Source organism: Hydrogenivirga caldilitoris (assembly GCF_003664005.1).
Taxonomy (GTDB): Bacteria; Aquificota; Aquificia; order Aquificales; family Aquificaceae; genus Hydrogenivirga; species Hydrogenivirga caldilitoris.
Map to the genome: position 1 here is coordinate 452,190 of NZ_RCCJ01000001.1, position 26,477 is coordinate 478,666.

30 protein-coding genes are annotated in these 26,477 nt (G+C 44.8%); 12 read left to right on the forward strand and 18 right to left on the reverse strand.

The features are described from left to right. Nucleotides 1-52 precede the first annotated feature (52 nt). The 4 genes from BCF55_RS02515 to BCF55_RS02530 all read right to left on the reverse strand — a co-directional run bounded on the left by BCF55_RS02515 (nucleotide 53) and on the right by BCF55_RS02530 (nucleotide 2,192). Complete coding sequence (locus BCF55_RS02515) at nucleotides 53-784, reverse strand: 4Fe-4S dicluster domain-containing protein (protein ID WP_121009535.1); 732 nt, start codon at nucleotides 782-784, stop codon at nucleotides 53-55. A 158-nt stretch (nucleotides 785-942) separates the two neighbouring features. Continuing rightward, complete coding sequence (locus BCF55_RS02520; RefSeq protein ID WP_121009538.1) at nucleotides 943-1,368, reverse strand: DsrE family protein; 426 nt, start codon at nucleotides 1,366-1,368, stop codon at nucleotides 943-945. 26 nt (nucleotides 1,369-1,394) lie between these two features. Beyond that, nucleotides 1,395-1,943 carry a DsrE/DsrF/DrsH-like family protein gene (locus tag BCF55_RS02525; RefSeq protein ID WP_121009541.1) on the reverse strand — a complete coding sequence of 183 codons (549 nt, stop codon included), beginning with the start codon at nucleotides 1,941-1,943 and terminating at the stop codon, nucleotides 1,395-1,397. 12 nt (nucleotides 1,944-1,955) lie between these two features. Continuing rightward, nucleotides 1,956-2,192 carry a sulfurtransferase TusA family protein gene (locus BCF55_RS02530; RefSeq protein ID WP_121009544.1) on the reverse strand — a complete coding sequence of 79 codons (237 nt, stop codon included), beginning with the start codon at nucleotides 2,190-2,192 and terminating at the stop codon, nucleotides 1,956-1,958. A gap of 152 nt (nucleotides 2,193-2,344) precedes the next feature. Here BCF55_RS02530 and BCF55_RS02535 point away from each other — a divergent pair, with 152 nt between their 5' ends. Next, nucleotides 2,345-2,908, forward strand: a complete 564-nt coding sequence (locus BCF55_RS02535; RefSeq protein WP_121009547.1) for a DeoR family transcriptional regulator — start codon at nucleotides 2,345-2,347, stop codon at nucleotides 2,906-2,908. A gap of 10 nt (nucleotides 2,909-2,918) precedes the next feature. Beyond that, nucleotides 2,919-3,647, forward strand: a complete 729-nt coding sequence (gene flgF, locus BCF55_RS02540; RefSeq protein WP_121009550.1) for a flagellar basal-body rod protein FlgF — start codon at nucleotides 2,919-2,921, stop codon at nucleotides 3,645-3,647. Here flgF and BCF55_RS02545 read toward each other — a convergent pair. Further along, complete coding sequence (locus BCF55_RS02545; protein WP_121009553.1) at nucleotides 3,644-4,513, reverse strand: 5'-3' exonuclease; 870 nt, start codon at nucleotides 4,511-4,513, stop codon at nucleotides 3,644-3,646. The genes flgF and BCF55_RS02545 overlap by 4 nt on opposite strands. Before the next feature lie 24 nt (nucleotides 4,514-4,537). Here BCF55_RS02545 and BCF55_RS02550 point away from each other — a divergent pair, with 24 nt between their 5' ends. Continuing rightward, on the forward strand, nucleotides 4,538-6,424 hold the full coding sequence (locus tag BCF55_RS02550; protein WP_121009556.1) for an SLC13 family permease: 1,887 nt from the start codon (nucleotides 4,538-4,540) through the stop codon (nucleotides 6,422-6,424). Between the two features lie 2 nt (nucleotides 6,425-6,426). On the opposite strand, the gene hflX is transcribed toward BCF55_RS02550, so the two are convergent. Both hflX and hfq read right to left on the reverse strand, forming a co-directional pair. After that, nucleotides 6,427-7,548, reverse strand: a complete 1,122-nt coding sequence (gene hflX, locus BCF55_RS02555; protein WP_121009559.1) for a GTPase HflX — start codon at nucleotides 7,546-7,548, stop codon at nucleotides 6,427-6,429. Then, on the reverse strand, nucleotides 7,545-7,757 hold the full coding sequence (gene hfq, locus BCF55_RS02560; RefSeq protein WP_121009562.1) for an RNA chaperone Hfq: 213 nt from the start codon (nucleotides 7,755-7,757) through the stop codon (nucleotides 7,545-7,547). Before hfq ends, hflX begins: the two co-directional genes overlap by 4 nt. Before the next feature lie 89 nt (nucleotides 7,758-7,846). Here hfq and BCF55_RS02565 point away from each other — a divergent pair, with 89 nt between their 5' ends. The 7 genes from BCF55_RS02565 to der all read left to right on the forward strand — a co-directional run bounded on the left by BCF55_RS02565 (nucleotide 7,847) and on the right by der (nucleotide 14,984). Continuing rightward, complete coding sequence (locus BCF55_RS02565; protein ID WP_121009565.1) at nucleotides 7,847-8,758, forward strand: hypothetical protein; 912 nt, start codon at nucleotides 7,847-7,849, stop codon at nucleotides 8,756-8,758. A 121-nt stretch (nucleotides 8,759-8,879) separates the two neighbouring features. After that, entirely contained in the window at nucleotides 8,880-10,022 is a 1,143-nt protein-coding gene (locus tag BCF55_RS02570; protein ID WP_121009568.1) for an HD domain-containing protein, read from the forward strand. Then, the gene (locus BCF55_RS02575) at nucleotides 10,001-11,890 is read left to right on the forward strand and encodes a transglutaminase TgpA family protein (RefSeq protein ID WP_121009571.1); all 1,890 of its coding nucleotides are present in this window, start codon (nucleotides 10,001-10,003) and stop codon (nucleotides 11,888-11,890) included. Before BCF55_RS02570 ends, BCF55_RS02575 begins: the two co-directional genes overlap by 22 nt. 48 nt (nucleotides 11,891-11,938) lie before the next feature. Then, nucleotides 11,939-12,232: an ArsR/SmtB family transcription factor gene (locus BCF55_RS02580; RefSeq protein ID WP_121009574.1), complete on the forward strand. Its 294-nt coding sequence runs from the start codon at nucleotides 11,939-11,941 to the stop codon at nucleotides 12,230-12,232. Next, a complete protein-coding gene (trxA, locus tag BCF55_RS02585) occupies nucleotides 12,232-12,558 on the forward strand; it encodes a thioredoxin (RefSeq protein WP_121009577.1) in 327 nt (108 codons plus the stop codon). Before BCF55_RS02580 ends, trxA begins: the two co-directional genes overlap by 1 nt. Before the next feature lie 47 nt (nucleotides 12,559-12,605). After that, complete coding sequence (locus tag BCF55_RS02590) at nucleotides 12,606-13,664, forward strand: flagellar brake protein (protein WP_121009580.1); 1,059 nt, start codon at nucleotides 12,606-12,608, stop codon at nucleotides 13,662-13,664. A gap of 24 nt (nucleotides 13,665-13,688) precedes the next feature. Then, entirely contained in the window at nucleotides 13,689-14,984 is a 1,296-nt protein-coding gene (gene der, locus BCF55_RS02595) for a ribosome biogenesis GTPase Der (RefSeq protein ID WP_121009583.1), read from the forward strand. On the opposite strand, the gene BCF55_RS02600 is transcribed toward der, so the two are convergent. Genes BCF55_RS02600 through bcp form a run of 10 tightly spaced genes read right to left on the reverse strand, consistent with a single transcriptional unit; the run spans nucleotide 14,985 to nucleotide 23,949 of the window. Next, complete coding sequence (locus tag BCF55_RS02600; protein ID WP_121009586.1) at nucleotides 14,985-15,725, reverse strand: DsbC family protein; 741 nt, start codon at nucleotides 15,723-15,725, stop codon at nucleotides 14,985-14,987. Between the two features lie 53 nt (nucleotides 15,726-15,778). Then, complete coding sequence (leuA, locus tag BCF55_RS02605; RefSeq protein ID WP_121009589.1) at nucleotides 15,779-17,344, reverse strand: 2-isopropylmalate synthase; 1,566 nt, start codon at nucleotides 17,342-17,344, stop codon at nucleotides 15,779-15,781. 43 nt (nucleotides 17,345-17,387) lie between these two features. Then, nucleotides 17,388-18,281, reverse strand: coding sequence for a c-type heme family protein (locus BCF55_RS02610; RefSeq protein WP_121009592.1), 894 nt, complete (start codon nucleotides 18,279-18,281; stop codon nucleotides 17,388-17,390). Further along, entirely contained in the window at nucleotides 18,278-19,411 is a 1,134-nt protein-coding gene (locus BCF55_RS02615) for a DUF8082 domain-containing protein (protein ID WP_121009595.1), read from the reverse strand. Before BCF55_RS02615 ends, BCF55_RS02610 begins: the two co-directional genes overlap by 4 nt. Beyond that, nucleotides 19,396-19,959, reverse strand: coding sequence for a GTP-binding protein (locus BCF55_RS02620; protein WP_121009598.1), 564 nt, complete (start codon nucleotides 19,957-19,959; stop codon nucleotides 19,396-19,398). The genes BCF55_RS02615 and BCF55_RS02620 overlap by 16 nt, the downstream gene beginning before the upstream one ends. Then, nucleotides 19,956-20,447: a roadblock/LC7 domain-containing protein gene (locus tag BCF55_RS02625; RefSeq protein WP_121009601.1), complete on the reverse strand. Its 492-nt coding sequence runs from the start codon at nucleotides 20,445-20,447 to the stop codon at nucleotides 19,956-19,958. The genes BCF55_RS02620 and BCF55_RS02625 overlap by 4 nt, the downstream gene beginning before the upstream one ends. Nucleotides 20,448-20,495: 48 nt before the next feature. After that, a complete protein-coding gene (locus BCF55_RS09755) occupies nucleotides 20,496-21,611 on the reverse strand; it encodes a cache domain-containing protein (protein WP_121009604.1) in 1,116 nt (371 codons plus the stop codon). 12 nt (nucleotides 21,612-21,623) lie between these two features. Then, nucleotides 21,624-22,811 carry a DUF8082 domain-containing protein gene (locus tag BCF55_RS02635; protein WP_121009607.1) on the reverse strand — a complete coding sequence of 396 codons (1,188 nt, stop codon included), beginning with the start codon at nucleotides 22,809-22,811 and terminating at the stop codon, nucleotides 21,624-21,626. Between the two features lie 41 nt (nucleotides 22,812-22,852). Then, nucleotides 22,853-23,539: an endonuclease III gene (nth, locus tag BCF55_RS02640; protein WP_121009610.1), complete on the reverse strand. Its 687-nt coding sequence runs from the start codon at nucleotides 23,537-23,539 to the stop codon at nucleotides 22,853-22,855. Further along, the gene (gene bcp, locus BCF55_RS02645; protein WP_121009613.1) at nucleotides 23,479-23,949 is read right to left on the reverse strand and encodes a thioredoxin-dependent thiol peroxidase; all 471 of its coding nucleotides are present in this window, start codon (nucleotides 23,947-23,949) and stop codon (nucleotides 23,479-23,481) included. The genes nth and bcp overlap by 61 nt, the downstream gene beginning before the upstream one ends. Nucleotides 23,950-23,983: 34 nt before the next feature. Here bcp and BCF55_RS02650 point away from each other — a divergent pair, with 34 nt between their 5' ends. Together BCF55_RS02650 and BCF55_RS02655 are read left to right on the forward strand one after the other, a co-directional pair. Next, nucleotides 23,984-24,595, forward strand: a complete 612-nt coding sequence (locus BCF55_RS02650) for a DUF5752 family protein (RefSeq protein WP_121009616.1) — start codon at nucleotides 23,984-23,986, stop codon at nucleotides 24,593-24,595. A gap of 1 nt (nucleotide 24,596) precedes the next feature. After that, nucleotides 24,597-25,799 carry a glycosyltransferase gene (locus tag BCF55_RS02655; protein ID WP_121009619.1) on the forward strand — a complete coding sequence of 401 codons (1,203 nt, stop codon included), beginning with the start codon at nucleotides 24,597-24,599 and terminating at the stop codon, nucleotides 25,797-25,799. Here BCF55_RS02655 and otsB read toward each other — a convergent pair. Continuing rightward, nucleotides 25,767-26,474 carry a trehalose-phosphatase gene (gene otsB, locus BCF55_RS02660; protein ID WP_121009622.1) on the reverse strand — a complete coding sequence of 236 codons (708 nt, stop codon included), beginning with the start codon at nucleotides 26,472-26,474 and terminating at the stop codon, nucleotides 25,767-25,769. The two genes, BCF55_RS02655 and otsB, sit on opposite strands and share 33 nt — an antisense overlap. Nucleotides 26,475-26,477 lie beyond the last annotated feature (3 nt).

The window sequence follows — 26,477 nt, forward strand, 5'->3', positions numbered from 1 at the left end:
TACACCTCCTCAAAATTTTTACTCGGGGTTTTAGCCCCTTTAGTTAACTTAATCACTCTTCCTCCTCTTCCAGAAGCTCTTCCCATCTCTCTTCGTTCTCCTCAACGATGTCCATTATGACGTTGTATAGGTTGGGGTCAAGCTTCTCAAGCATTTCAAATATTCCTGTTTCTCTCCATATGGTGTACATCTCTATAGCCGTTTCAAGGGAGACTTCCCAAGCTGTTTTAACGGACTTTCCAACGTCAAAGGGTATAGCCATCCTCTTAGCCCTGACGTTCTCCATATTGTCCTGCATCTTCGGACCCCAGTCAGGGAAGAAGTCTGGTTGTAGCATGTCAGCTGAAAGCTGGTTTCCTGTCGTCATAACCTTGAGGAGAACCCTTCCGTAGGGCTTGAGAAGGTCTTTGGTTGCCTCAAAAGCGTTTCTGACTGCAACCTCTCTCATTATTATCACTAGCCCGCCCGGATTGTTTACGAAAGGACACCTTATCCAGCAGGTGAAGCACTGGGAGCAAGCCCATATGTATTCATGCATCATATCGTATATAACCTCTACGTCCTCTTCAAGGAACCTCTGAACGATCTCCCTTGGAGAGTAATCAAAGAATCTATTTGATGGGCAGGAAGCTGTACACACTCCACAGTTCAAGCATCCGAAGAGAAACTCCTTGAACCTGAAGTCGGACTTTACCTCCTCATATACCCTGACCTTCTCTTCCCACGGAACTTCCTTGGTCTTTTCCGATATGGGAATGTTGTATCCATAAGGATGTCCTTCCATCTCAACACCTCCTCAAAATGGTATGCACGTTGGTACCATGCTCAGATACTAAGTTAGTTCCTTTCGCACAGGAAAACAAAAAAATTTCGTTATAGGGATATAAAAATATGCTTATAATCATATTTTTGATGGGGAGGGGGAAGAACCCCTCCTTTGTCTTACAGGGATATGACAGCATATTCGCCGCTCATAAGCTTGTCTAGGAACGCTGCCCCACCTATTATTCCGTCACAGAGTTCCTCGTTGACGTCTTCCTTCTTGTAAACGTCCGTCAGGTCAAGGGAGGGAACACAAAGGTATATCTTCACACCGGCTTCCTTTGCCATAACTATGAAATCATAAACGGTCTGCTCAACACCTGGTCTTACCTTGACCTTTTTAGCGTTGTCCTTCATGAGGAGAAAACCAGCCTCCGAGGTGATGACCATTTCAACCTCATAGTCCATAGTGGTAGCAGCGGTTGCGAGGAAAAAGGGTGCTCCAGCCTGAGGGTTTATAAGCTCCCCTGTAGTGGGCTCAGCCCTTTCAAAGAAGGGGACCGTAAGGATGTAGAAGAGAAGTTTTTCGTACTCTTGTGCCGCCATTCCTTTCCTCCTAAAAATTTTTTAAGTTAGGTAAAGATAATCATTGGCTTGTCTGCTTCAAGGACGTAGTTAATAAAGGTGGCAGCTCCACCCGGAGGTTCTAAGCCGTCTATAAGGTCCTCATACTTGTAGCCAAACAGTTCCATAGTCATCTGGCAGGGTATGAGCTTTACATCAGCTTCTTTGCAGAGTTCAACGAGCTCTTCAACTGAGGCCACACCGTGGTCTTTCATGGTCTTCTTCATCATAGCTGTCATAAAGTCAGTCATTCCAGGTATGATACCCATTATCTGGGGAGGACCAGGGAATACAGCCTCCATTAAGCCTGCAAGCTGACCTGCTATGGGCGTCTTCTTTACCGAAGGGGGGAACGCCATTGGCATTCCAGGATTTCCAACGGGGGAAATCTTTAACTGCTTTTGCTTCTCCTTGTGTATTATGTTCAGCCCATAGAAGGTGAAGAATATAGCAGTTTCAACACCTAGGGAAGCTGCCGTTGATGCAAGTATAAGTGGAGGGTAAGCCCAATCCAACGTTCCTTTTGTAGCTATTATTGCAAGCCTTTCAGATGCCATGGCTACCCTCCTTTACTTTTTCTTAATGTAGAAGATGTACTTACCTCCTTCTTCTACAGTTTCTACAAGCTCATGCCCGGTTCTGTTACAGAAAGCGGGTATGTCAGCTTTAGAACCTGGGTCTGTTGATATAACCTCAAGAATTTGACCGCTCTGAAGCTCCTCAATCGCCTTCTTGGTCTTAAGAACTGGGAGAGGACAGTTAAGTCCTGAGGTATCCAATGTCTTATCTGCAGTAACACTAGCCATACTACACACCTCCTATACAAAGTTTACACTAAACTCCTTACATTAGATTATCACCATATTTTTATAATGTGACTATTACTTTTTATTAATAATAGGATAATGCCGATTTATAGTTTACAGGAACAAGCCTAAGTTATAAGTTTATTTAAAAGATGGGAAGGAAAGAGGAAATTGTAAGACTTGTGGAAGAAGGATACAAGACAGCTAAGGAACTTGCGAGGCACTTTAACGTATCCCTCATGACTATATACAGAGACCTCAAAGAACTTGAAGAAGAGGGTGTAATAATTAGAAGGCATGGAAATATTGAGCTTAAAAGGGAGGAAAGCCTCCGTGAAAGTGTGTGTGCTGTCTGTGGGAAGGAGGTTGACCTTAGGCTGGCCTTCATATATATCCTACAGGGGGGCAGAAAGGTTCATACGTGCTGTGCCCACTGCGGACTTATAGCCTATAAGACTTTACCAACGGATAAAGTGGAGATGGCCATCACCAGAGACTTTATAACCTGCAACCCTATAAACGCCTTTACGGGTACCTTTGTGGTCGGCAGCATGGCAAATTCATGTTGTACTCCATCAGCTTTCGTTTTTGCCGATAAAGAATATGCACAGAGGTTTGCCAAGGGTTTTGGAGGTTACGTGTCTGACTTTGTGGATGCGGTGGTGAAAATGGAAGAACTTATGAAGGCAGGGCAGAGGGTAAACCTTTCCCTGTAAGGAGGGAGAAATGGCTTTAGATTACCAGCCCCTCTTTGTGTTGTCCGGTGGCATGCTCCTTCAGGAAAGGAAGCTAGCAGTTATAACCAATAACCTTGCAAACATGGACACACCTTCCTTTAAGAAGGATCTACTTGAAGTCTCAAGCTGGTATACAGACATGGGTAGCCAGGTTCTGCACAATTCTCCGGAAAACCCTGCCAACAACTTCATTTACCCGATGATGAGTGGTGTCTTCACGGACATGTCCCAGGGTCCCCTGAGGGAGACCGGGAATACCCTTGACCTTGCCATAGACGGGGAGGGTTTCTTTGCTGTCAGAACTCCAGATGGAATCAGGTACACAAGGAAAGGCAACTTCAGGTTGGATAGGGAAGGTTTCCTGGTCACCGAGGAAGGCTACAGAGTTCTTGACAGAGGCAACAACGATATACAGATAAGGGGGAGCAGAATTGAGGTTGATAGGGAAGGCAACATATACACGGACGGCGTGCTCAGTTCAACCTTAGGGGTGTGGTCTCTACAAGACTCTCAGAAACTTGGAGAAGATCTCTTTGTTGGTACACCGCAACCAGCTCGCGAATTTCATATAAAGCAAGGTTTTATTGAGCTGTCAAACGTAAACGCTATACTTGAGATGGTGAGACTTATAGAAACATCAAGGGCGCACGAAACCTATGCAAGGCTCATACAGGCTGTTGATGAGGTGCAGGGAAGGGTGAATAACATAGTTCGTTAGAAAAGGGAACCCTGCGCTCTCTTTTTAAGAACCGTATCTAAGTCCTTAAGTATACTCTTCATTTCTAGCTCTTCCAGCCTTCTTTTGAGTTTATCCATGACAGGCTCTTTTAGCTTCAGGTCCTCTTCTTTAACTTCAATGTCCGCATCCATGAGGGGCTTTACGAGATAGTAGGATAGCTCAAGCTCTTGTCTGTTTGCTTCTGGGAATGCTTTCACAAACTCCTCCCAGTTTTCCAGTATGCCTTTTATCCCTCCAAACTTTTCTATGAGTTTTACTGCAGTCTTCGGACCAACTCCTTTAACACCTTGAATATTATCTATCTTGTCTCCCACAAGGGCTAGGTAGTCGGCAACTTTATCGGGAGAAACTCCGAACTTTTCCTTAACCTTTTCCGCTGTGAAGATCTCCCAGTTCATAGGGTTAATAACTATGATATTGGAGCTGACTAACTGGAGCATATCTTTGTCCGGAGTATATACCTTTACCTTGAAGCCCTTCTCAGAAAATTTCTTTGCCAGTATAGCTATTAAGTCGTCAGCCTCGTAACCTTCAACTTCTAATGTGGGTATGCCCATGAGCTTTAACAACTCCTTTATTACCGGAATCTGGAGTCTCAAAGGGTCTGGCATTGAGGGTCTTCCTGCCTTATACTCTTTGTATACCCTATCCCTCTTTGTAGGTGCAGGATGGTCAAAGACAACAACCAGATACTCAGGTCTTTCGGATTTCATTATAGAGAGAAGAGCCCTCAAGAAGCCGTATATAGCCCCGGTAGGGAAACCCTCCTTCGTAGCTAAAGGTGGTAACGCATAGAAACCCCTATATATAAAGGATGATGCATCAATGAGATAAAGGCTTTTCATGGTAATTTATAATTTTTATACAAAATGTTGAAGAAAATCCTCCTTTCCTTGATATCTCTTTCAATAGGAGTCACCTTCTTACTGGACGAGACCCTTGTGAGGGAGATTTTTGAGATTGAGAAGGACAAGGTACTCACCCTTGAAGTTCTGGTGCTGGCGATGTACCTGTTCGTATCGGAGCTTGTTAGGGTTGATGTAGTTGGAATCCTTATGATGGTTCTCCTGCCTTTGTTGGGACTTATCCCCCCTGAAAAGTCAATAAGCGGTCTAAGCAGTAATGCGGTGGTTTCCATAATAGCGGTGATAATCATAGGAACCGGGCTGGATAAAACAGGTGTGATGAACATAATTGCGAACTACATAATACGTCTCGCAGGTAAATCAAAAACCAGGATAATCACGCTGATCTCTGGGACGGTTGCTTTAATATCAAGCTTCATGCAGAACATAGGGGCTGCAGCTCTATTTCTGCCAGCGGTTGTGAGGATTTCAAGAAGGCTCAGGGTACCTGTATCCCACCTCCTTATGCCGATGGGCTTCTCTGCCATTCTTGGAGGGACTATCACCCTTGTAGGCTCAAGCCCCCTGATACTTCTGAACGACCTTTTGTCTCTTTACGAGCTACCTCCTTTCCACCTCTTTTCTGTTACACCGATAGGTTTGTCCCTCGCCTTTGTAGGTATCCTGTACTTTGTTGTCTTTGGAAGGTTTATCCTTCCAAAAACAGAGAAGGGAGAGGATGAGGGGAAATTTTTACCGCCCGACCTTGCCCAAACCTACGATAGAGTATGTGGACTTTATGAGCTCCACGTGCCTGTGAACTTTCAAAGGAGAACGGTGGAAGAGATAGATGCCAGGAGAAAGTATCAGGTTACGATCGTTGCAGTTTATCACAGAAAGACAAGGAGTAAAACCTTTGCTCCCCACAGGGAAGAGACTATAGAGCCTTCCGATGACATGGTTGTAATCGGCTGCCCTGATACAGTAGACAGGTTTGCTAAAGAACTTGGACTTATTCTTAAGGGAGAGCTTGAGGAGTTTGCTGATGACCTTTCCAATGTGAATGCGGGTTTGGTAGAGGGTATAGTTACTCCCAGGTCAGAGCTAGTAGGTAGGACCCTTAAAGAAGTCCATTTCCGCAGGAGATATGAGGTTAATCCTGTTGCCCTCGTGAGAAGAGGGGAAGTTATATACGCTGGGTTCTCCGATATGGAGCTTATGCCTGGGGATGCTCTGCTCCTCTTTGGAAAGTGGGACAAGCTTTTAGAGCTTAAAAATAGGAATATATTTGCCTTTTCCACCGAGATAAAGGGTGAGGTGATGAGACCCGAGAAGGCAAAGCTTGCCCTATTCTGGTTTGCACTGGCTATTGTCATGATACTTGTCTTCCACATTAAGCTTTCTATAGCTCTTCTTACTGGAGCACTTGGAATGGTTCTCACACGGGTTATGAGTATTGATGAAGCTTATCAATCCGTTGACTGGATGACTGTTTTCCTTCTGGCTGGTCTTCTTCCTCTGGGTATGGCTTTCCAGGAAACCGGTACAGCGGAGTTTCTGGCTAACAGGATAGTCTCAAGTATTGAAGAGCTAACCCCATTTACCCTGTACCTTCTGGTTGCTCTGCTTACATCCTTTTTCACCCTTGTAGTCTCTAACGTTGGAGCTACGGTTCTCCTTGTCCCCCTTTCTGTAGATATGGCTCTTGATGTTGGGGCTGACCCAAGGGTTGCTGCCCTTGTTGTGGGTGTTTCAGCTTCAAACACCTTTATAATTCCTACACACCAGGTGAACGCCCTAATAATGAGACCGGGAGGATACAGGACTATAGACTATGTCAAGGCTGGTGGGGGTATGACAATTCTATTCATACTAACCCTTATGGCAGGTATATACCTGTTTTACAGGTAACCCTACCTCTCCGGGCTCACGGTTAAGACTTCTTCTCCAAGAGTCCTGACCTTTTCAAGGAGTTCTTCAAGTCCCCACCTCTTTTCGGCGGAGACAACAACGGACCTACCTTCAACAAAGGCTCCGTGGGGAAGGTGTCTGGCTTCCTCCTCACTGTCCACAACTCTGTCTGCCTTGTTCAGGACATATATTACAGGTTTGTCATCTGCTGCAAGTTCCCTGAGTATTTCCCTCACCGTGTGAATGTAATCAAGCCACCTGTCATCGGATATGTCAACCACGTGGAGAATAATATCAGCCTCTGTAACCTCCTCAAGGGTCGCCTTAAAAGACTCTATAAGCTCTGGAGGTAGTTTCTTTATAAAGCCAACCGTATCTGTAAAGAGTACCTTCATCTCAGGGGATATAATTCGGGCTGAGGTTTTTGTGTCCAGCGTTGCAAAGAGCATATCGGCTGTAAAGGTTTCTCTGCCAGTCAAGGCTTTAAGCAGGGTGGATTTCCCGGCGTTTGTATATCCGACAATAGCAACCTTCAGTATGTTTTCCCCTGTATCGCTTCTCTCCCTCCTCTTCCTCTGATGTCTCCTCATCTTCTTTACCTCTTCAAGCTCCTCCTTTATCTGGTAAATCCTCTTCTTTATTAACCTTCTCCTTATTTCTGCTTCCTGCTCACCAGGACCTCTGGTTCCAACACCACCTCCAAGCCTTGACATCGCTCTACCCTTTCCGTAGAGCCTGGGTAACTCGTGTGTCAATCTGGCAAGCTCAACCTGAAGCTTGGCTTCCTTACTTTTGGCTCTCCTTGAAAATATCTCTATAACTAAATCTGTTCTATCAAGGACGGGCTTACCTATTATCTCCTCAAGACTCTTAACCTGTGATGGGGTCAGGAAATCGTCAAAGATCACTGCGTCAGCCTTTGTACCTTGCGATATCTCCTTCAGCTCTTGAGCCTTTCCAGCACCTATAAAGTACTTTGTATCAGGTTTGCTTCTCTTTTGGAGAACGTAACCGAGGCTAACCCCGCCCAGGGCTTTAACGAGTCCCTTCAGCTCCCTCAGAGATTCCTTAGCCTCCTCTTTATGTATGTCCTTGTTCCATATACCTACGAGGATAGCCCTCATTTACCCTCCACGATGGTGCTGACGGCGTGTTTGTATATGAGGTTGGGTTGTCCCTCAACATCAAGGAGTATAGTGTACTTATCGTGATTGAGCACCTTTCCTGTAATCCTGTTGCCGCGGGTAAGGTAAACGGTTACAGTAGCCCCTTTAGCTTTGAAGCTGTCCAAAAGCTCGTCCTGTATACTGGTCTCCTTCTCCATAGGGTACATTCCTTTACCTCCTTTCCTCTAAGATTTAAATATATACAAAATATCGCTCTTTTGTTGCATGAGAAAACCAGCCACTTTAAATTATTTCTATGCTCAAGGATACTTGGCAGGAGATCGGGAGGCTGGAGAGTATCTTCCTTGAGATAATAGAAGACCCCACGAAGAAGGAAGTCCTCCTTTACCCTATATGTTACTGTCAGCTTGTCAGGAAGGAGAACAGCTTTGATATAGAGCTGCCAAAGTTAATTTCCTGCGCCAATAAGACCTTCCATACCTTTAAGGGGAAGTGGCAGGATATACTCCTTGAGCTTGACCTGTTTCAGTTCATAACACCCAGAGGTGACGTCTTTTACGGAAAGGATATCTTGAAGTTCTCTTCTCCAGAGGGGTTAACCGTCAGCTTTCTTCCGGAGTACAGAGAGGTTTTCTACGAGGTTTACTCAAAGTTCCTTAGATACTGGACGGTACTGAGCAAGATTTCAAGTTATTCAAAGAGAAACACTCCTGCGGAAGCCGTTTATCTTGCCTCCATAATATTTAATGAGGAACTTTACAGCGAATCTGCCTACTATGCAAGTACACAAGCTTTCAGATTTCCTCAAGAGAAGCCTTTCTTTAACGCCCTTAAGGAGCTTTCAGAATTCTACCTCAGACTTAACGAAAAGAAGGAACCCAGTGTGGAACTGTTGCAGTCAGCCTTGGGCAGGATAAGTACCCTTAAAAGCCCCTATTACGGAGTGAACACAGATAAGTTGAAGCAGGATATAGAGGCTTTGATAAAGGATATATCAAAAGGCAGGAAGTACTTCATCCTGAAGATAAGTTTTACCCTTGTCTCAGGTCATGGAAAGGGTTTCTTCAGGAGGTTAATATCTAAACTTGTAAACAAGCTCAAAGAGATTGGAGGAAGAAGATGGACTTTAATGAGCTCAGAAACGGTTTACTCCTCTTTCACAGGAACCTGCTTGAGAAGGCAGAGAGAACCACTGACCCACGCTTGAAAGACGCCTATATGGAAGCAGCGAGGCATCTTAAGGATGTTGCTTCCTCCCTGTACAAGTTTGACCAGACCATGAAGGTTATTAAAGAGCTTGAAAAACAGGGAACACAGCATAACTGAAGGTGTTTAAGGAGTTTTCTGACCCCCTTTACGGTTTTATCAGGGTAGATGTAAGAGAACTTGCCCTTATAGACACCCTTCTGTTTCAGAGACTCAGACATATCAAACAGCTGGGTTTAGCTTATATGGTGTTTCCCTCAGCTCAACATACGAGGTTTGAGCATGCGTTAGGTGTACTCCATATCTGCTCCCTCCTGAGCGATAGACTCCTCAGGAGTAAAGACAGGCGTGAGAGGGAGCTTGTAAGGCTTGCCGGACTCCTCCACGACTTAGGTCATCCACCCTTTTCCCACACAACAGAGGTCTTGATTCCAGAGAAGAAGACCCATGAAGATTTAACACAGAGGCTTATCCTTGAGACAGAGATATATGACCTGCTCAGGAGGGTTTTCTCTTTTACCCATGAAGACGTGGAGAGGCTTCTGAGGATAACCTTGGGTAGACCTGAAAACAAGGAGGAAGAGTTTTTAACAGAACTCATAACCGGACAGTTCGGAGCGGACAGGGTTGACTATCTGCGTAGGGACGCTATCTTCTGCGGAGTTTCATACGGTTTGTTTGACCATAACAGACTGCTTAACACTGTAGAGGTGGTTCATGAGGGAGATTCAAAGGTGCTTGCGGTACATATAAGTGGGTTGAGGGCGCTGGAGAGCTTTATTATCGGTAGGTACTTTATGTATCTACAGGTTTATTTCCACAAGGTTGTAAGGATACTCAATATACACCTGATAGAACTTATAAGGGAGTTAATACCCGGTAAGGACTTTGAGGATATAAATTCCTTTGTGAGACTTACAGACAGCGTGGTTATATCCCGTGCCTTTTCAGAGGCAGATAAGAAGGAGCTTGTAGACAGGGTTTTCGGCAGGAAACATTTCAAGGAAGTCTATTCAACAAGGGACCGAAACGATTTTAACAGAGTAAAAGAGGAGCTTTTGAACCGTTACCCAGCTGAGCTTATAAGGTTTGACCATGTATATAAAAAGCCTTACGATGATGAGATAATGGTATTCGGTGGTATGAAACTCTTACCCATAAATGAGGCTTCACAGCTGGTGGCAGGACTTAACCCCATAGAGATATACAGGGTTTACGTTGCCCCAGAGATAAGGGATGAGGCATGCTCTCTGCTAAAAAGGTAAGTCTGGGACTAACATACCTGGTTGCGATAGGATGCTTTTTGGGACTCTATGGAATAGCCAATCAAATTTACTTCTTTTTATTGCTGTTCTTCTTTCTGTTAGGTTTGTTTAACGAGTGGAAGTTCAACGTCTATATGCCCCGTTGGATGCTTAACACCGGTGGGATTCTCGTTTCGCTCCTTTTCCTTTCAGAGCTCAGTCTTGAAAATGTTGTGAATCCCTTTGCCAACATGATCCTGCTTCTCTTAGCGATAAAGTCTCTTGAAGACAAAAAACCCAGAGATATATATCAGATGCTCTTGCTCAGTCTGTTTGGTGTTGCACTCTCTACCACTTTCCGCCTGGACTTGAGCTTCCTCTTCTTCTTCCTTTATGAGCTCTTTATAGGAAGTGTGGCTTTTATGCTCACTAACGTTTATGCCAACGTGGGGGACAAACCCTTGCAGAGGGAATTTCTATTCCGATATCTGAAGTTTTCCATAGCTTTCCCTATTGTTGTTGCCTTTGCCACAGTTCCTTTTTTCCTCATACTTCCAAGAGCCCAAACACCGCTCTTTGACCTCTTCGCTAAACAGGAGAAAGGGCTCGTCAGTGGTATATCCAACGAAGTGGAGCTTGGGAAAGTAGGCGAAATTCAGCAGGACAATACGGTCGTCTTCAGGGTTTATGGTGAAGTTCCAGAGGATGCCTACTGGAGAGTCTCCGTCTTTGATACCCTTATGAATACTAAGTGGGTTAACACCCTGTCGGAGAAGGAGAGGGTTGCAAACTTACCCGCCTCAGGAAAAATATACAGATACACAGTAATACTTGAGCCCACCTACGATACCTTCTTACCTCTCCTGGATTACCCCTTAAAGATTCTGAGACTTGAGGGGATGAAGGCAGATTACACGCGCAACAAAGGAGGATACTATGAAAGCACCAAACCTATAAACAGACCTGTAAGGTACAGAGCTGTATCTACAGAGGACTACCCAAGAGACCCTGTAAGCCAAGTCTACCTGGATGTCCCTCCCGACGTGCCTGAATCTGTGAGAAAGCTGGCAAAGGAGCTCTCTAAAGGAAAAAGCAAACCAAAAGAAAAAGTTGAGTCTGTTAGAAGTTTTTTTCGGAAGGGTTTCTCCTACTCCTTAAAACTTGACAAGCCTGAAGGAGACCCTGTTGAATATTTCCTGTTTAAGGCTAAAAGGGGAAACTGTGAATATTTTGCCTCCTCAACAGCTTTACTTTTGAGACTCATGGGTATGCCTGCAAGGGTGGTTGGTGGTTTTAAAGGTTTTATAAAGAACGAGTATGGCGATTACTATATAGTTACGAACTCTATGGCTCATGTTTGGGTAGAAGCTAACTTTGATGGAAGATGGACAAGGGTAGATACAACCCCATCTTATCTATCGCCGGCTGTCAGAAACATATCAAAGCTTCACCTTTTGCGGGATGCGATAATCTCTTTTTGGTATGAGAACGTGGTTGATTTTTCGGCTCAGAAGCAGGTATCCCTGCTCAGGAACCTTTTGAGGGAGGCAAAGACTCTATCCCTATCAAAGGTAAAGAGCGCCCTCTTGCCGGTACTTTACCTGATTACGGCTCTGTTATTGTCCTACGTACTGTTTATGTTCTATGTCAATAGAGTAAGGAAAACACCGGAGAATCTTTACAGGTTACTGGTGGCGAGACTCAGCAGGCTGGAGGGTGAAAACCTGAAAGGACTTCTTCCGGAGGAGTTACTGAAGAGGGTAGAAGGAAAAATGTACGGCAAAGAGGCTTCTTTCATAGTACACCTTTACCAGAGACACAGATTCTCACCTTACAGGGTAACCAAGAGAGAGCTTGAACATGCGTACAGGGTATTGAGAAAGATTTAATACTTGCTTATATTCTAATTATGTTAAAATTTACGAGAGGGCGAGAGGATGAATACAACTCTGACCAATGAGGAAAAGTTGGAAGAGCTGGCAGAATTTTTTAAAGCTCTTTCCCACCCCGTGAGGTTGAAGATCATATCCATTCTGATGGAAGGTAAGCAGTGTGTTAAGAACCTGGGAGAAGTACTCAACATGTCTCAACCCAGTGTTTCTCAGCACCTATCCATACTTAGAAGCAGGGGAATAGTGGGGTGGAAAAGAGAAGGGTCAATAATCTGCTATTACATCAAAGATGACAGAATTCTTAAACTCTATGACATATTGATAAAGGAGGAGCTGTAATGGCGGGAAGCGTACTCACTCTGAGCGAAAGCAACTGGAATCAGGAAGTCGTTAACTCGGATAAACCTGTGCTTGTTGACTTCTGGGCGCCCTGGTGTGGACCATGTAGGATAATAGCTCCGATAATTGAAGAGCTTGCTGAGGAGTTTGAGGGTAAGCTTAAGGTTGGCAAACTCAATACCGATGAAAACCCGAACATAGCTATGCAATACGGTATAAGGGCTATACCTACGGTGATCCTTTTCAAAGGTGGGGAAGTTGTTGATACAAGGATAGGAGTCCAGCCCAAAGAGGCACTGAAGCAGATGGTAATGGCACATATATGAGCTGAAGCTTAAAATTTTTATCTTGGGGAGGATATTAATATATAGCTATGGAGGCTCAGTCTGCGTGGGATACCCTAATTGAGGCTTCCCGCTATATGTTTCAAGGACCTTCTATCAAAGAGATAATTCTATTCTTTATAGTGCTTGGCATCACTCTTACGGTTATAGCTATACCCTATATATGGGGTAAGATATCCCATGCGAGGGAAGTTGAGAACGCTTTCTTTCTAAGGGGAAGGTCTCTGGGCTTAACCGAGGAGGAGATAAAGCTTCTGTGGAGCTACGCCAGGAGGTTTCCTTACGACCCCCAGATGCTCTATGAGAACAAACCACTCTTTGAGCGGGTTGTATCCCGTATAATCCGTGAAGACATAGCAGGTGTAAGACTGATACCTTCAATTAGGGCAAAACTGAGGTTTGATACGATACCCTGGTTCATACCTTTGACAAGTACAAGGGACATAGACCTGTATCAAACCGGTAAACTCATCGTGGACGGGGTTTACATTGATGCCGCCGTGTGGGATAAAACCGAGACAGAGCTTCACGTTGTTATCCTTGAGGCACTCCCAAGACCTATAAGGATAGGGGAGAGCGTGAAGTTTCACTTTATAAGGGAGAATGAGGGAAGGTACAGCTTTGACACCGTTGTAAAGGACAAGTATACTGAGGGAGACAGGCTTGTCCTCGTGCTTGAACATACCGATAACATCCACAGGGTTCAGCTGAGGGAAAGTCTCAGGTGGAAGGTAACTATCCCTGTGGAGTTTGCCATCGTAGACGATATAACCGAGGAAGCCATGAAGGAAGCTTCCTTCATATCTGGGAGGATAGAGGATATAAGCACGAAGGGAGTAAGAATATGCACTGACGCTCTCATAAGAACCTCGGAAGGGAAGTACATGATTATGAACTTCTCCATAGCAGAACATTACTTTGAAAATATGCTGGGACAGATAGTGAACGTGAGGATTACCCAAACACAGGTATGTATGGGGGTGAAGTTTCTCAAAGTGTCCCGCCAGGAGGAAAAGGTGATTGACAAGTTTATCCTTGAAGAGCAGAGGAAACTTATCAAGACCTTTAAAATTGGGGAGAGTGAGTAATAGGTGTTAACATATTAAACCTCCATGAGCAATCGGGTTGTAATTATAGGAAGACCTAACGTCGGGAAATCCTCTCTGTTCAACAGAATAATAGGACGTAGAAAGGCGATAGTTGAGAACATACCAGGTGTTACCAGGGACACGATAGAGGCGAAAGCTGAATGGTCAGGTAAGGAGTTTATTCTTGTTGATACAGGCGGACTTGTGCCCGACTCCCATGACGATATACTCCTCAAGGTAAGGGAAACAATAGAGAGGGAGGTAAGCAGGGCTGATGTGATACTCTTTGTTGTCAGCGTTAAAGATGGTGTAACACCTTTAGATACGGAGATAGCGAAGTTACTGTATCCATACAAGGATAAGGTTATCCTGGTTGTTAACAAGGTTGATACCAATAAAGATGAAAAGGCGAGTGTAGAGTTTTACCAGCTCGGTTACGAGCTTCTGTTTCCCGTATCGTCAGTTCATGGTAGGGGCGTCGGTGAGCTTCTTGATGAGGCGGTTAAAAGGCTTAAAGAGGAAAAAGTTGAGCTCGTGTATGAAGGTATAAGATTGACCTTTGCGGGCAAACCGAACGTTGGTAAATCCTCCCTTCTGAACGCACTCCTCAAGGAAGAAAGGGTCATAGTTTCCCCTGTGGCGGGAACCACACGTGACACGGTAGAGGTACCCTTTGAGTGGAATGGGATGAAGTTTGTCCTCATTGATACTGCAGGTATAAGAAGACCCTCTAAGGTTGATTACGGTGTTGAGTTTTTCTCTGTCGGGCGTTCTTTGAAAGCTATTGAACACTCGGATATTGTCTGTCTGATAATAGATGCAAGTGAAGGTGTTACACGACAGGAGAAGAGACTGGGTGGGCTTATAGAGAGAAAGTACAAGGGATGCGTGATAGTGGCGAATAAGATGGATCTGTGTCCTTTATCCGAAGGGGAACTCCAGGACCTCGTGAGGAAGGAACTCTTCTTTTTGGACTATGCACCCGTGGTTTTTACCGTCGCCACGGAGGGAAAGGGAGTAGAGGACATACTTGAAAAGGCTTCGCTCGTGTATAGGGACTACACCAAGCAGCACAGAACCTCATTCGTAAACAGGGTGGTTCAAGGTACACTCAAAGAGAAACCGCTTCACCATAGAGGCAAAAGCGTCAAAGTTTACTATGCCTTTCAGGAGGGGGTAAAGCCTCCCACCGTAGTGATAATCACAAACTATCCCGAAGCTTGGAAGGAGAGCTACCGGAAATTCTTTGTTAAAAGACTCAGAGAAAAGCTCGGTATAGAGTTTTCCCCTGTAAAACTGGTAATTAAGGGTAGGGACTAATCACTTTACGAGGTCATCAAGCTCCTCAGCCGACCTGGGGAGTCCAACGATATACTTGCCGTTCATACCTATAACGGTTGGTGTTCCAGATATACCGAGCTCCTGCATAAGGTTCATGTTCTCTTCAATGGCTTTTTCACCTTCCTTGCATTGATTCTTAGTGCTTACATTCCTGTGAATATCGTCATAGCCCTTCTTGTCACAAACCATAGCTACAGCCTTTGGCTTTGCGTCCGGGTGTATCGGCAGTGGATAAAGTATGACCTTAACCTCTACGTTATTCTTTTTAGCCCAGTCTTTTAATATAGGGGAGAACCTCTTACAGAAGGGACAATCAGGGTCTGTTATATAGTAAACGAACTTATCTCCCTTACCGTAAGTCATATTTACACTTTTTTCCAGCTTTTCAAGTACTTCCTTAGATACCGTCATGTACTGGCTGGCCGTTTTCTGGGTTAAGTTCTCCTTGGTATCAACGTTGAACACATTCCCAACTATGTAGTTCTTGCCCTCGGAGTTAGTGTATATGACTATAGGTTTAAGGCCAACCTTAAGGACAACTTCACAAAGACCGCTGAAACCTTCCGCCGGCTTAAGACTGACCACGCTGAATTCTCTGTTTACAAGCTTGCCCAGGTTTTCCTTTACAGCCTTTTCATCGGGACAGACCTTCGCCTGGGGTGCTTTGCAGGAGTAAAGCATGACGGAACCTATCATAGTTGCAAGGATTGCCTTTTTCATAAATTACCTCCGTTTATATCTTCCAACTAATAATACACCAAAATCCCAAAAGTTCAGATAGTTCCCTCTTCTCTTATTTGGGACTTCTGAAGTATATACTCCTTCCTCATTATAGCTCTGTTCAAAGCATCAACAAAGGCATTCACACTCGCTTTAATTATGTCCGTATCAACCCCTCTACCTGAAGCTCTCACCCCATCAAGCTCAAGGACAACTCTTGCCTCCGCCTGGGCATCAGTGTTAGGTGTGAGAGCCTTTATTGAGTAATCAAGGAGGTTGGCATCTATACCGAGTGCCTTTTGAATAGCCTTTATGGTAGCATCAACAGGTCCGTTTCCTGTAGAGGTTCCGGTCTTTTCTTCTCCTTTAAAGTAAAGCTTTACCGTTGCAGTCGGCATGATATTGTCACCACTTTGAACCTGGAAATGCTGGACCTTTATGGGCTCTTCTTCACTCAGCTTCATAAACTCCTGGTATATGAGAGCTTCAATGTCCTCATCGTAAACCTCTTTCTTCTTGTCAGCGAGGGCTTTGAGCCTTTCATAGATCCTATTCAGGTCATCTTCAGAATACTGTATCCCGTACTCTTCAAGTTTCTGCTTTAAGGCGTGTCTCCCTGAGTGCTTTCCAAGCACTATCCTTCTGCTTACCGGAAAGCCAACGTCTTCCGGATTCATTATTTCGTAAGTCAGTCTGTGGCTCAAGACACCATGCTGGTGTATTCCAGACTCATGGGCAAAGGCGTTATCCCCGACGATAGCCTTGTTCGGTGGAACGAAGGAGCCCGTTATCCTGCACAGGAGCCTTGAAGTTTTATAAAGCTCTTTTGTATCCACACCCGTGAAAAGCTCACCGAAATAGTCCCTCCTCACTCTGAGAGCCATAACTATTTCTTCAAGGGCTGCGTTTCCAGCTCTTTCCCCTATACCGTTGATGGTGCATTCAACCTGCCTCGCCCCATGTTTCACAGCCGTCAGGGAGTTGGCGACAGCAAGTCCAAGGTCATCGTGACAGTGGACACTGATTATAACCTTATCTATGTTTGGAACGTTATTGATTATATCCTCAATAAGTTTCCCGAATTCCTCTGGGACAGCGTAACCCACGGTATCAGGTATGTTTATAACGGTGGCTCCCGCCTTTATCGCTTCCTCTATAGCCTTGTACAGAAAATCTCTCTGACTCCTGGTTGCATCCTCGCAGGAAAACTCCACGTCGTCGGTAAAGTTCCTCGCGTAGGAAACCGCACGCCTTATCCTTTCAAGTACTTCGTAAGGTTCCATCCTGAGTTTGTACTTCATATGTATCTCTGATGTAGCTATGAAGGTGTGTATCCTCTTTCTCTCTGCAGGCTCTATAGCCTTGGCAGCAACCTCTATATCCTCCTCACGTGCCCTAGCGAGTGAGCATATTACCGGACCCTTTACCTCTTTAGCTATCCTGTTTATAGCTTCAAAGTCCCCCTGGGAAGCTATGGCAAAACCGGCCTCTATTATATCAACCCCCAGACGGGCAAGCTGCATAGCCATCTGGAGTTTCTCTTCCGTCGTCATGGAAAATCCGGGTGCCTGTTCTCCGTCTCTCAAAGTGGTGTCAAATATGTAAACTCTATCGTCCATCCTTTACCTCCGCAATTGATAATAATTCTCATTTGGGGTTTTGTCAACCTATCATATCCATGACCTTCTTAAGGCTGACACGCATTCTCTCTATAGCCTTAGCAAGTTTACCTATCTCGTTCTCCGACTGGTAAGGGATCGGCTGTTCAATCTCCCCCTTGCTTATCTTCTCAGCCCTGTCTCTGAGGGCATCTATGGGCTTAAACACTCTGAAGTTAAGTATCAGCAGTATTATCCCCGACATGAGTATGAACACACCGCCCACAAGACCACCGTTTACGATACCATCAATTCTTGCCTGTTCCATAACCTTATCAAAGGGAACGTAGACGAGGACGGCACCATTTACCTGACCGACAGGCCAGTTAGGGTCTTCCTTGGGATTGTACAGATTTCTCACAGCAACAGGCATGTCCTCAACCTTGCCGTGGCACCGCAAACAGCCCTTTTTGGGTATGACAGAGAAGGCTTTTATAAAGTATTCCTTCCCACGATGGAGGGTTATCCCCTCAAACTCTTTCAGGTTCTTAGATTTCAGGTAGGCTATGATCCAGAGCTCGGTTTCGTTGGGTTTATCTTTCGGATTCAAAGGTTTTACGGCAACCTGTCTGAGCTGCATATCCGGAATCTCCTGGTTTACCCGTGTGAAGATGGAAGCTGTGAAAAAGGAGGAGGACTGAGCTTCAAGAATGAAGTCCTGGCTTGTACACCCGGCAGCAAGGAGTTCATCAACTTTAGGTCTCAAGGTTGAACGTACATAATCCCTTGAGGCTTTTACAAAGGCCATAGTGGTCTCTATTCTACTTCTTGCAGAGTCAATGGCTTTATTGATGGTTGACCTGTATATAAAGAAACCCACTCCCGTACCTATGAGTATTCCCGTTATAACGATAACGAATGAAATCTCAGCCCTTATGCTTCTGAAAAACACCTTCATTCCCGGCTCCTCCTAACCCGCTTTAAAAATGCGCTCCTATGATCATCATAGGGGATCTCTTCCGCCAACCTCTCTATGAACTCGTCAAGTTTACTGGCAGGGACACTCTCTTCGTCCCAGCCGAACTCATCAAAGAGCTTTTTCCATACTATCTTCGCGACGGGACCCATCTCATCCAGGAGTGCTTCCTTTATCTCATTAAGTTTCTGCGGAGGGACTCTGTCTATTACTTCCTCTGAGGCTTTGAGACTGAACCTGACAGGGCTCGGATTTGTATCCACGTATAGAGGGTAGAGGGTGAACCTTCCGGGAAAGTCCACATCCTCTTCGCTCACCTCATCTATGCTAAATAAACCCTGGAGCAGTCCCTTTACCTCTTTACCCCTGTAAAAGAACTGGTAATATCTCCTTGCTCTTCCTCCGTCAAGGTAAAGCAGCGCACTCATCCTCCTACCTTTTATATCGTCCCTTACCGCGTCCATTTCGGCTTTTTCCGTTATATCACCTTCTTTAATAACCTCCAGGCGCACCATGGAAAGGAGCAGGGGTACAAAGTCTGGCTCCAGCAGGAACGTGCTTACAAAACCACCCCTTGAGTTTATCCTTATGTATTGAACGGCTTTCTCACCGCTCCTTTCCGGAGCGAAGATTCCAGCAGGGTCTCCATTGTAAAAGATAACCATACCTACAGGCTCTCGCTTTGTATGGAAAAGCATGTAGCCGTTAAAGTGGCTCTTCTTTGCGAGTGTCTTGAACTGGTCAATATCTATGTGAGATAAGGAGGATGTAGGGTGGAATTCATCTCCGTAACCTGCCAGACAGAGGGGTCCATCCCTTTCAGGGTTAAAGTCGTTCCTCAAGCCGTGTACGATACTTACAGGGTCTGTTTCTATTATCTCTAACATACCTGTTTGGGGAAACCCGTAAGTGGTATAGTTGGTTTCCTCTATTCCCCTTTTGCTAACTATAAAGATTCTGTTAATTTCCCCATCGTAAAAGGGAATGTAATCCTCAGCGTCCCAGCTGGTTATCTTCACGTATCCTGTAAACTTTCTGCGTCTTAAATCCTCTATAAGGGCTTCTGTATTAACAAGTTCCAGGTTTATCTTTTCTTTTACTTCTTGGCGCATGCTTTCTCTAATAAGATTTTTCTGACAATTGCCTGGAAGGTTTCCAAAACCCCCTTACCTTCCGTAGCTACAGCCTCTATATGCTCAGTCCCCCAAGGATTACATACGGGCTCAAGCTCATCTACGGGGAGTGCATCAGGCACGTCCCTTTTGTTGTACTGAACCACAACGGGCAGAGAATATAGATCAAAGCCCTGCTCCTTAAGAACGGCGGCTGTCTCTCTGAGAACGAGAAAGTTTATATTCTCCCTCTCTTTGGAACTGTCTACGACGAAAACCAGTCCGTCCACGCCTTTCATTATCACCTTTCTAAGAGGATGAAGTCTGAACTGCCCCGGTGTGGTAAGAACCTTGATGTCAATATTTTGACCCTCAAGATTTATGGAGCTTAGGAACATTTCAACGAAGAGTGTCCTGTTCTCGTCGGTCTCCATAGATATGTAATCACCCTTAGTTATGCCTTTGCTTTTAAGAAGGTCATACAGAACCTTAACGTTGGTACTCTTGCCAGCCAGAGATGCCCCGAAGTAAACCACCTTTAACTTCATTTCGCCCCCAGTATCTTGTTGAGTTTGTCTTCAATTGCTTCAGGGGAGAGCTTCAGCAGCTTTGAAGGCTTCGGTTTTACCGAAGAGAATATCCTATTTAGCTCGTCTGCAAGCTCTTTTAAGAAGAGCCTGACGGTTCCCAAGGCAACGCTCTTTGGGCAAAGTACACCTACAAGAAACCTTTCACCTACAGCTTTAACCACAACATTCTGTTTCTTGCTCTCGTACTGAATGGCGTCAAGGAGGTCTTCCTTGGATACCATCTTTGCCATTTCAAAGGCGGCGCCGAATATACCGCTTATTATGCTTGCGAGAAATTCAGCCTGGGTTTCATCAAGGTTCTTTCCGTAAAAGGAGATGATACGTCCAGCGTCGTCCGAGAGGAGTACGAGGTCAGCTTCTGTCCTTGCCACAAAGTTTTTTAGGGCATTGATAAGCTTCCTCTCAACCTCCTCGTCTATCTCGTACTGGACTATGTCAAGTTCCATCCTATCCTCCTGGAATAAATGATAAACCAAAACCTTTCACCTTCAACCTCACTTAAGAAGGTCCATAACCTTCTTTATACTGAGCCTCATTCTATCAAAGGCTTCGGCAAGTCTTCCGATTTCGTCCCTTGACTCTATTGGTATCTTCTGGTCAACGTCTCCCATACTTATCCTCTCGGTATGCTCTATGAGAGTATTTATCGGGTCTTCAACGTATTTCTTGAATATCATGTAGCTTATAAAGAAACTGAATATGAGTCCGACGAAGACGAACATAAGTATGTAAACACCTATCTGTTTGTAGGAGTCTATCACTGGTGTCAGGTCGTAGCCCATAAGCAGGAGTCCTACGTTTCTTCTTGAAAAGTCAAATATAGGCTTTGCCATAACCGCGTAGTTCTGAACCACAATAACCGTCTCCGGTTTGTCCTTTGCCTTGAGCATAAGCTCCCTAAGTATAGGGTTTGTCTCGTAATAAAGGAGGTAGGAACCGATCTTTTCTGCCTTTACAGCCCACTCGGCATGAGCTGCTGCCTTTTTGTCTATTAGGACTACAGTATCCATACCTACGAGTCCCTTGAGGTCATCAAGTATAGGGTTGAAGGGTGTTATGAGTTCCACAGCTCCCAGATACTCGTTCCCTTCCATTACAGGGTATGCACCTGTAACTATCGCCCTTCTCAATCCTATCTCTATCCCCTTCTGAGGAGCCCTCCTTTCGGCGACAGTGACTATTATCCTCCTGAACTTGGAAACGTCTATTCCAAATCTCTCCGGATTCCAGCTTCTGAAGAAGGAGATGGCGACAGGAGCCAGGAAGTGAAGTCTAAGGTCGTATATGCCCGTTAAGGTTTCAAGGTCTGTTCTCACCTTTACATACTTGTAAAGGAGGTCCCTGTTTTTGCTTTTAAAGGCTTTCTTCACGTCCGGGTCTTGGCTCACAAGGTAGGCAACCGAAAGACCTGCGTTCTCCCTCGTTTTAATTTGTTCAAGGAACAGTTTGTATCCGTTGTTTAAGGTCTCCTCAGCCTGCTTCCTTAACTGCTCTTGCAGGAGATAGTAACTAACAGCAGCAACAGATGCTATGAGGACAACCAGTATTATTACGTTCGGGACAACGAACTTCTCTATAAGCGAAGCGTTCTTAAAGTATCTGCCTACCATTTACAACCTCCTCTAAATTATATCTGGCAGTATGCTTTCAACGCGCCTTAAAAATTCCCTGGCTGCCTCATCCTCTGGTATTTCCCTCTTAAGCTTATCAACGACTATCTTTATATGGTTTATAGTCATTGAGCTCTCTTTAAAACCAAACTCGTTCAGCGTCTTTTCCCATATTAACTTCCCAAGAGGTCCTATCTCCTTTATAAAAGCTGATTTAACCTCCATGACCTTATCCAGAGGCACCTCACTGTCCGAGGTGACGACTTCCTCCTCAACACCCTCTATAACCACCTCAATAGGCTGAGGTTTTTCAATAAGAGATATATCATATACCCATATGGACCTGTCTGGCAGGTTTTCAACCTTGGTAGCTAACCTCCCCCTTTCAACTTCGTCGTTAACAAAGAGACCCTTCTCTTTAACAAGCCTGTCTATATGTTGACCCCTGAAGAACATATCGTATCGGTGTATACCTTCACCCTCTATAACTATAACTGCATTCCTCTTTTCCTCTGCGACAAACTTTTCCGCCTCTTCGTAAGTCCTGAAGTTTCTTTCTGTTTTCCTTACGTTGTCAGAGTGCATGGAATAAGCGAAACTTAACAACTCCGGTTCAAGGGTGTACATGGACATGAAGCTCTTTGCTGGAATGAGGTTTGCGTTTATGTAAGTTACCGCTCTGTCTCCGAAGGACCCGTCACCTCCAAACACTGCCACCGGAAAACCCCCTTGGAATATCACGATGCCAAATAGCGTCTCCTCTGTGTAGAGGGCAACGTACCCATCTAAATGACTCCTCTGAGCGAGGAGAAACTCCTTGTTTATGTCAAGGAAGCTTATTGACACAGGCTCCTGTATGAGGAGACCGTAAGGAAAGAAAACCAAAGACCCATCTTGTTGTATGTTGTGTCTGTACTCAATTATGCCTACAAGGTCGTCTATGGTCGTTTCTACGAGGGATGCGGTGCCCTCCTTACTTTCTATAGCGAAGTTCTCAGCCTTGGAGAGGCTCCTGCTTCCATCCGCACCGAAGGTAACTACTTTGTAGGGTGCTCCCTTATTAAAGAGCAGATAATCGTCCTTGCTCCAGTATACTACCCTGAGGAACCCGGTTATCTCCTTTTTACGGACTTCTTCATAGACCTTGTTTATATTCATCACGTTTATGTCAAGGTCTTTGAATAGAACTCTCTTTACCATCTCCCCGTTATTCCCCTCTTAGGGTATTTCGGTCATGAACATTATAACTTTACCTTGCAGGAATCACACAGCTCACATATGGGACACTCCTCACACTTCGGGTTCTTTGCTATGCACACGTTTTTTCCATGGTTAAGTAGAAGGAAAGAAAATTCAGTCCACTTTTCCTGAGGAACTATATGCCTTAACTCTTCCTCCACCTTGTCTGGGTCCTTCTCCTGGGTAAAACCTATCCTCTGGGAGACCCTCAGAACATGCCTGTCCACTATTATCGCCGGAAGACCAAAGGCACCTCCCACAACCATGTTGGCAGTTTTTCTACCTACTCCTGGCAGTCTTGTTAACTCCTCAACGGTCCTTGGTATATCGCCACCAAACTCTTTAACGAGAGCTTCACAACACTTTTTCAAGAGCTGTGCCTTCCTTCGGTAGAAGTTTATTGAGCTTATGTCTCTTTCAAGCTCATCCAGGGGTACATTGACTATATCCTGCGGGCTCTTGTATTTATTAAACAGCCTTTCCCTCAGCTGGTTAACCTTCTTATCTGACTCCTGGGCAGCCAGTATCGCCTCCACCAAGAGCTCAAAGGCATTGTTGTACTCAAGTTCAAGCCTTGCATCTGGGTAGAGCTTCTCAAGCCTCTTTACAACCTCTTCTGCTCTTTCCCTCAGCTTTCCAGCTCTTTCAGGAGCTTCTCTACGTGACCCTTTGCCTTTACGTTGTACCATGCCTTTGCAATCCTCCCTTCTTCATCTATCAGGAAGGTTGACCTGATTATACCTTTCGTAACCTTCCCGTACATCTTCTTCTCACCGTAAGCCCCGTAAGCTTCAGCCACCTTCTTGTCGGGATCACTTAATAGGGGGAAGTTCAGCCCGTGCTTCTCTTTAAATTTTTTGTGGGAACTGACACTGTCTGGGCTGACTCCGACAACAAGGTAACCCTTTGATACCAGCGGATTCAGGTTGTCCCTAAAATCGCATGCTTCAACCGTGCACCCAGGGGTATCGTCTTTTGGGTAGAAGTAGAGTATCAGCTTCCTACCCTTGAAATCCTTAAGACAAAACTCTCTCTCTTCTCCCTTTTCATCTATACCCTTAAGACAAAAATCTGGTGCCTTATCGCCCTCTTTAAGCATCCTTATCCTCCCGTTTCAGTTTAACATTTATTATATGGCTCCTTTTATATTTAAGTCAGAGCTGTGGACAGCCCAGTATACAGGTGTTAAGGTAAACACACTGGCCGCTTTTATGAGAGTTCTGCAAGAGATAGACGAGGACTCTATATACTATCACCTTTACAGGAACCTCTTTGAGTACCACTTGCTCCCTACAGATTATGGAAACAGTTTTGCCTACTGGCTGGCTGAAAACGGTTTTCCAGTCTTGGCGGAGAAGTTTTCTGCTATAGACCTTATGGAGTGTGTATGTATAGAGGATATAAGGGAGGAGATGTTGAACATACTCCACAGCGAGCCAAACGGTTTTGAGAGGCTCTGTAAACCCTTTTATTTTATAAGGGCGGTCAGGAAGGTTGTAGATACCGGAGTAACAGCAAACAACTTGGAGGAGTTTAAGAAAGGGTTAAGTAGAGTTGGGGTGCATTCCCTCTTTTACCATCTTGTAACCTCAAGGCTTGTAAACCGTGAGCCTGTGAATGACTTTTCCAAGTGGTTGAGGTCTATAGGTGAAGAAAGCCTGGCTGTCAAAATAGACAAGATAGACCTTATGGCACACAGCCTCTATGAAGTCAGAGAAATGATCATTACCAATCTGGAGAGTTAAAATGCTTGAAGAGTACACAAAATATATAGACGAAGGTACACTGAGTGAACTGAAGCAACTTGCACAAGAGCTTAAAGGTGTAAAAATCTTGCATGTGAACTCCACCAAGCTCGGCGGCGGTGTAGCAGAGATACTCCACCGTATGGTCCCTCTGATGAACGAGCTCGGGATTGAAACTCGCTGGGAGGTGATAAAAGGAGAGCTGGAGTTCTTCAAGGTTACAAAGAAGATACACAACCTACTTCATATGCCCGGTAAGGAGGCTCTTACCCATCAAGACGTTATAACTTACATGAGGCAAACTTACGAAAATGTGTCCTATATAGACACTGACCCTTACGACGTTGTTTTTATCCACGACCCCCAACCCTTAGGCTTGATAGTTAAGAAGAGAAAGGGACAGAGGTGGGTTTGGAGGTGTCACATAGACATATCAACGCCAGATGAAGGTGTATGGAAGTTCCTTGAGATGTTTGTGAATGGTTATGACGGGAGTATATTCCACATACCTGAGTTTGTCAGGGAAGGTGTACAGATTCCTGCCTTTGTCATACCTCCTTCCATAGACCCACTTCATGACAAGAATATTGAGTTGAGTGAAGAATTTATAAATTCGGTATTGGAGAGATTCGGGATAGACCCGGAAAAGCCCATAATTCTTCAAGTTTCAAGATTTGACCGTCTAAAGGACCCCTTGGGGGTAATGGAGGCGTATAAGCTTGTTAAGCGGAGGTACGATTGCCAACTCGTCCTTGCAGGCTCTTTCGCCGCGGACGACCCAGAAGGGGAAGAGGTCTATAAGGAAGTAATGGAAGCTAAAGGTGATGATAAGGATGTGTTTATCCTGAATCTTCCTCCCGACAGCCATAAGGAGATTAACGCCCTTCAGAGGGCAGCTACTGTTGTAGTACAGAAATCAATAAGGGAAGGCTTTGGCCTTGTGGTTTCTGAAGCTATGTGGAAGTATAAACCGGTTGTGGGAAGTAACATAGGTGGAATTAAAAGACAGATAGTAAATGGTGTAACGGGGTATCTTGTGAATAGTGTGGAAGGCACAGCCTTCAGAATTAAGCAACTCCTTGCCAACGTGAAAGATAGAGAGGAGATGGGTAAGAATGCCCATGAGAGAGTAAGGCATAGCTTCCTAATAACAAGGCATATAAGTGACTATTTACTTGTAACCTGCAAACTTCTCAAGCCTTGAAAGAAAGACATAAACCTGGTCTACATTCTCCAGAGTAAACTCAGCTTCAGGGGGTTTATCCTTTCCAACGAAGACCGGCAACCCTCCAAGTTCTCTTACCTTTTTAAGGGCGTACAGGTCTGTTGTGTCGTCTCCAATATAGACTACCTTTTCTTTACCATTCCAACCCACGAGCCGGAGGAAGTTTTCAACCGCCTTGCCCTTGTCCACATCTGAGTAAACAGCTTCAAGGACTTTCTTGCCTTCTATGACCTTTTTTGGGGGATGGCTATCAACAAACTCCTTAAAAATACCTTTAACCCTACTTTCATCACCTTTAAAGTTCCTGAAGTGAAGGGCAAAGCAACCCTCCTTTTCTTCTATAAAAACACCGGGTATGTTTTTTATTCTTTCCCTTAAAGGGGTCAGGTCTGGCAACCCTAAATCCAAGAATTCCTTTAAAAGTTTTTCATCTCTGTAAATTTTTGCTCCATGGGATGTGATAACGTATATCGTATCAGGTACGTGGCCGAAAACCTTTTTGAAGCTTTCAATGCTCCTTCCAGTGACTATTACAACCCTGTGCTTTTTTGAGAGCTCTTCAAGAAATTTTTTCCTGTCAGCCTCTATCTTAGCCTCGTCAGGCTCTTTAACTATAGGTGTTAAGGTTCCATCGTAATCAAGAAATATAATCATCGT

Bases quoted from the DNA above. Each gene is read 5' to 3' on its own strand.
- BCF55_RS02515 (WP_121009535.1), bottom strand. From the start codon at position 784: ATGGAAGGACATCCTTATGGATACAACATTCCCATATCGGAAAAGACC.
- BCF55_RS02520 (WP_121009538.1), bottom strand. From the start codon at position 1,368: ATGGCGGCACAAGAGTACGAAAAACTTCTCTTCTACATCCTTACGGTC.
- BCF55_RS02525 (WP_121009541.1), bottom strand. From the start codon at position 1,943: ATGGCATCTGAAAGGCTTGCAATAATAGCTACAAAAGGAACGTTGGAT.
- BCF55_RS02530 (WP_121009544.1), bottom strand. From the start codon at position 2,192: ATGGCTAGTGTTACTGCAGATAAGACATTGGATACCTCAGGACTTAAC.
- BCF55_RS02535 (WP_121009547.1), top strand. From the start codon at position 2,345: ATGGGAAGGAAAGAGGAAATTGTAAGACTTGTGGAAGAAGGATACAAG.
- flgF (WP_121009550.1), top strand. From the start codon at position 2,919: ATGGCTTTAGATTACCAGCCCCTCTTTGTGTTGTCCGGTGGCATGCTC.
- BCF55_RS02545 (WP_121009553.1), bottom strand. From the start codon at position 4,513: ATGAAAAGCCTTTATCTCATTGATGCATCATCCTTTATATATAGGGGT.
- BCF55_RS02550 (WP_121009556.1), top strand. From the start codon at position 4,538: ATGTTGAAGAAAATCCTCCTTTCCTTGATATCTCTTTCAATAGGAGTC.
- hflX (WP_121009559.1), bottom strand. From the start codon at position 7,548: ATGAGGGCTATCCTCGTAGGTATATGGAACAAGGACATACATAAAGAG.
- hfq (WP_121009562.1), bottom strand. From the start codon at position 7,757: ATGTACCCTATGGAGAAGGAGACCAGTATACAGGACGAGCTTTTGGAC.
- BCF55_RS02565 (WP_121009565.1), top strand. From the start codon at position 7,847: ATGCTCAAGGATACTTGGCAGGAGATCGGGAGGCTGGAGAGTATCTTC.
- BCF55_RS02575 (WP_121009571.1), top strand. From the start codon at position 10,001: ATGCTCTCTGCTAAAAAGGTAAGTCTGGGACTAACATACCTGGTTGCG.
- BCF55_RS02580 (WP_121009574.1), top strand. From the start codon at position 11,939: ATGAATACAACTCTGACCAATGAGGAAAAGTTGGAAGAGCTGGCAGAA.
- trxA (WP_121009577.1), top strand. From the start codon at position 12,232: ATGGCGGGAAGCGTACTCACTCTGAGCGAAAGCAACTGGAATCAGGAA.
- BCF55_RS02590 (WP_121009580.1), top strand. From the start codon at position 12,606: ATGGAGGCTCAGTCTGCGTGGGATACCCTAATTGAGGCTTCCCGCTAT.
- der (WP_121009583.1), top strand. From the start codon at position 13,689: ATGAGCAATCGGGTTGTAATTATAGGAAGACCTAACGTCGGGAAATCC.
- BCF55_RS02600 (WP_121009586.1), bottom strand. From the start codon at position 15,725: ATGAAAAAGGCAATCCTTGCAACTATGATAGGTTCCGTCATGCTTTAC.
- leuA (WP_121009589.1), bottom strand. From the start codon at position 17,344: ATGGACGATAGAGTTTACATATTTGACACCACTTTGAGAGACGGAGAA.
- BCF55_RS02610 (WP_121009592.1), bottom strand. From the start codon at position 18,281: ATGAAGGTGTTTTTCAGAAGCATAAGGGCTGAGATTTCATTCGTTATC.
- BCF55_RS02615 (WP_121009595.1), bottom strand. From the start codon at position 19,411: ATGCGCCAAGAAGTAAAAGAAAAGATAAACCTGGAACTTGTTAATACA.
- BCF55_RS02620 (WP_121009598.1), bottom strand. From the start codon at position 19,959: ATGAAGTTAAAGGTGGTTTACTTCGGGGCATCTCTGGCTGGCAAGAGT.
- BCF55_RS02625 (WP_121009601.1), bottom strand. From the start codon at position 20,447: ATGGAACTTGACATAGTCCAGTACGAGATAGACGAGGAGGTTGAGAGG.
- BCF55_RS09755 (WP_121009604.1), bottom strand. From the start codon at position 21,611: ATGGTAGGCAGATACTTTAAGAACGCTTCGCTTATAGAGAAGTTCGTT.
- BCF55_RS02635 (WP_121009607.1), bottom strand. From the start codon at position 22,811: ATGGTAAAGAGAGTTCTATTCAAAGACCTTGACATAAACGTGATGAAT.
- nth (WP_121009610.1), bottom strand. From the start codon at position 23,539: ATGGTACAACGTAAAGGCAAAGGGTCACGTAGAGAAGCTCCTGAAAGA.
- bcp (WP_121009613.1), bottom strand. From the start codon at position 23,949: ATGCTTAAAGAGGGCGATAAGGCACCAGATTTTTGTCTTAAGGGTATA.
- BCF55_RS02650 (WP_121009616.1), top strand. From the start codon at position 23,984: ATGGCTCCTTTTATATTTAAGTCAGAGCTGTGGACAGCCCAGTATACA.
- BCF55_RS02655 (WP_121009619.1), top strand. From the start codon at position 24,597: ATGCTTGAAGAGTACACAAAATATATAGACGAAGGTACACTGAGTGAA.
- otsB (WP_121009622.1), bottom strand. From the start codon at position 26,474: ATGATTATATTTCTTGATTACGATGGAACCTTAACACCTATAGTTAAA.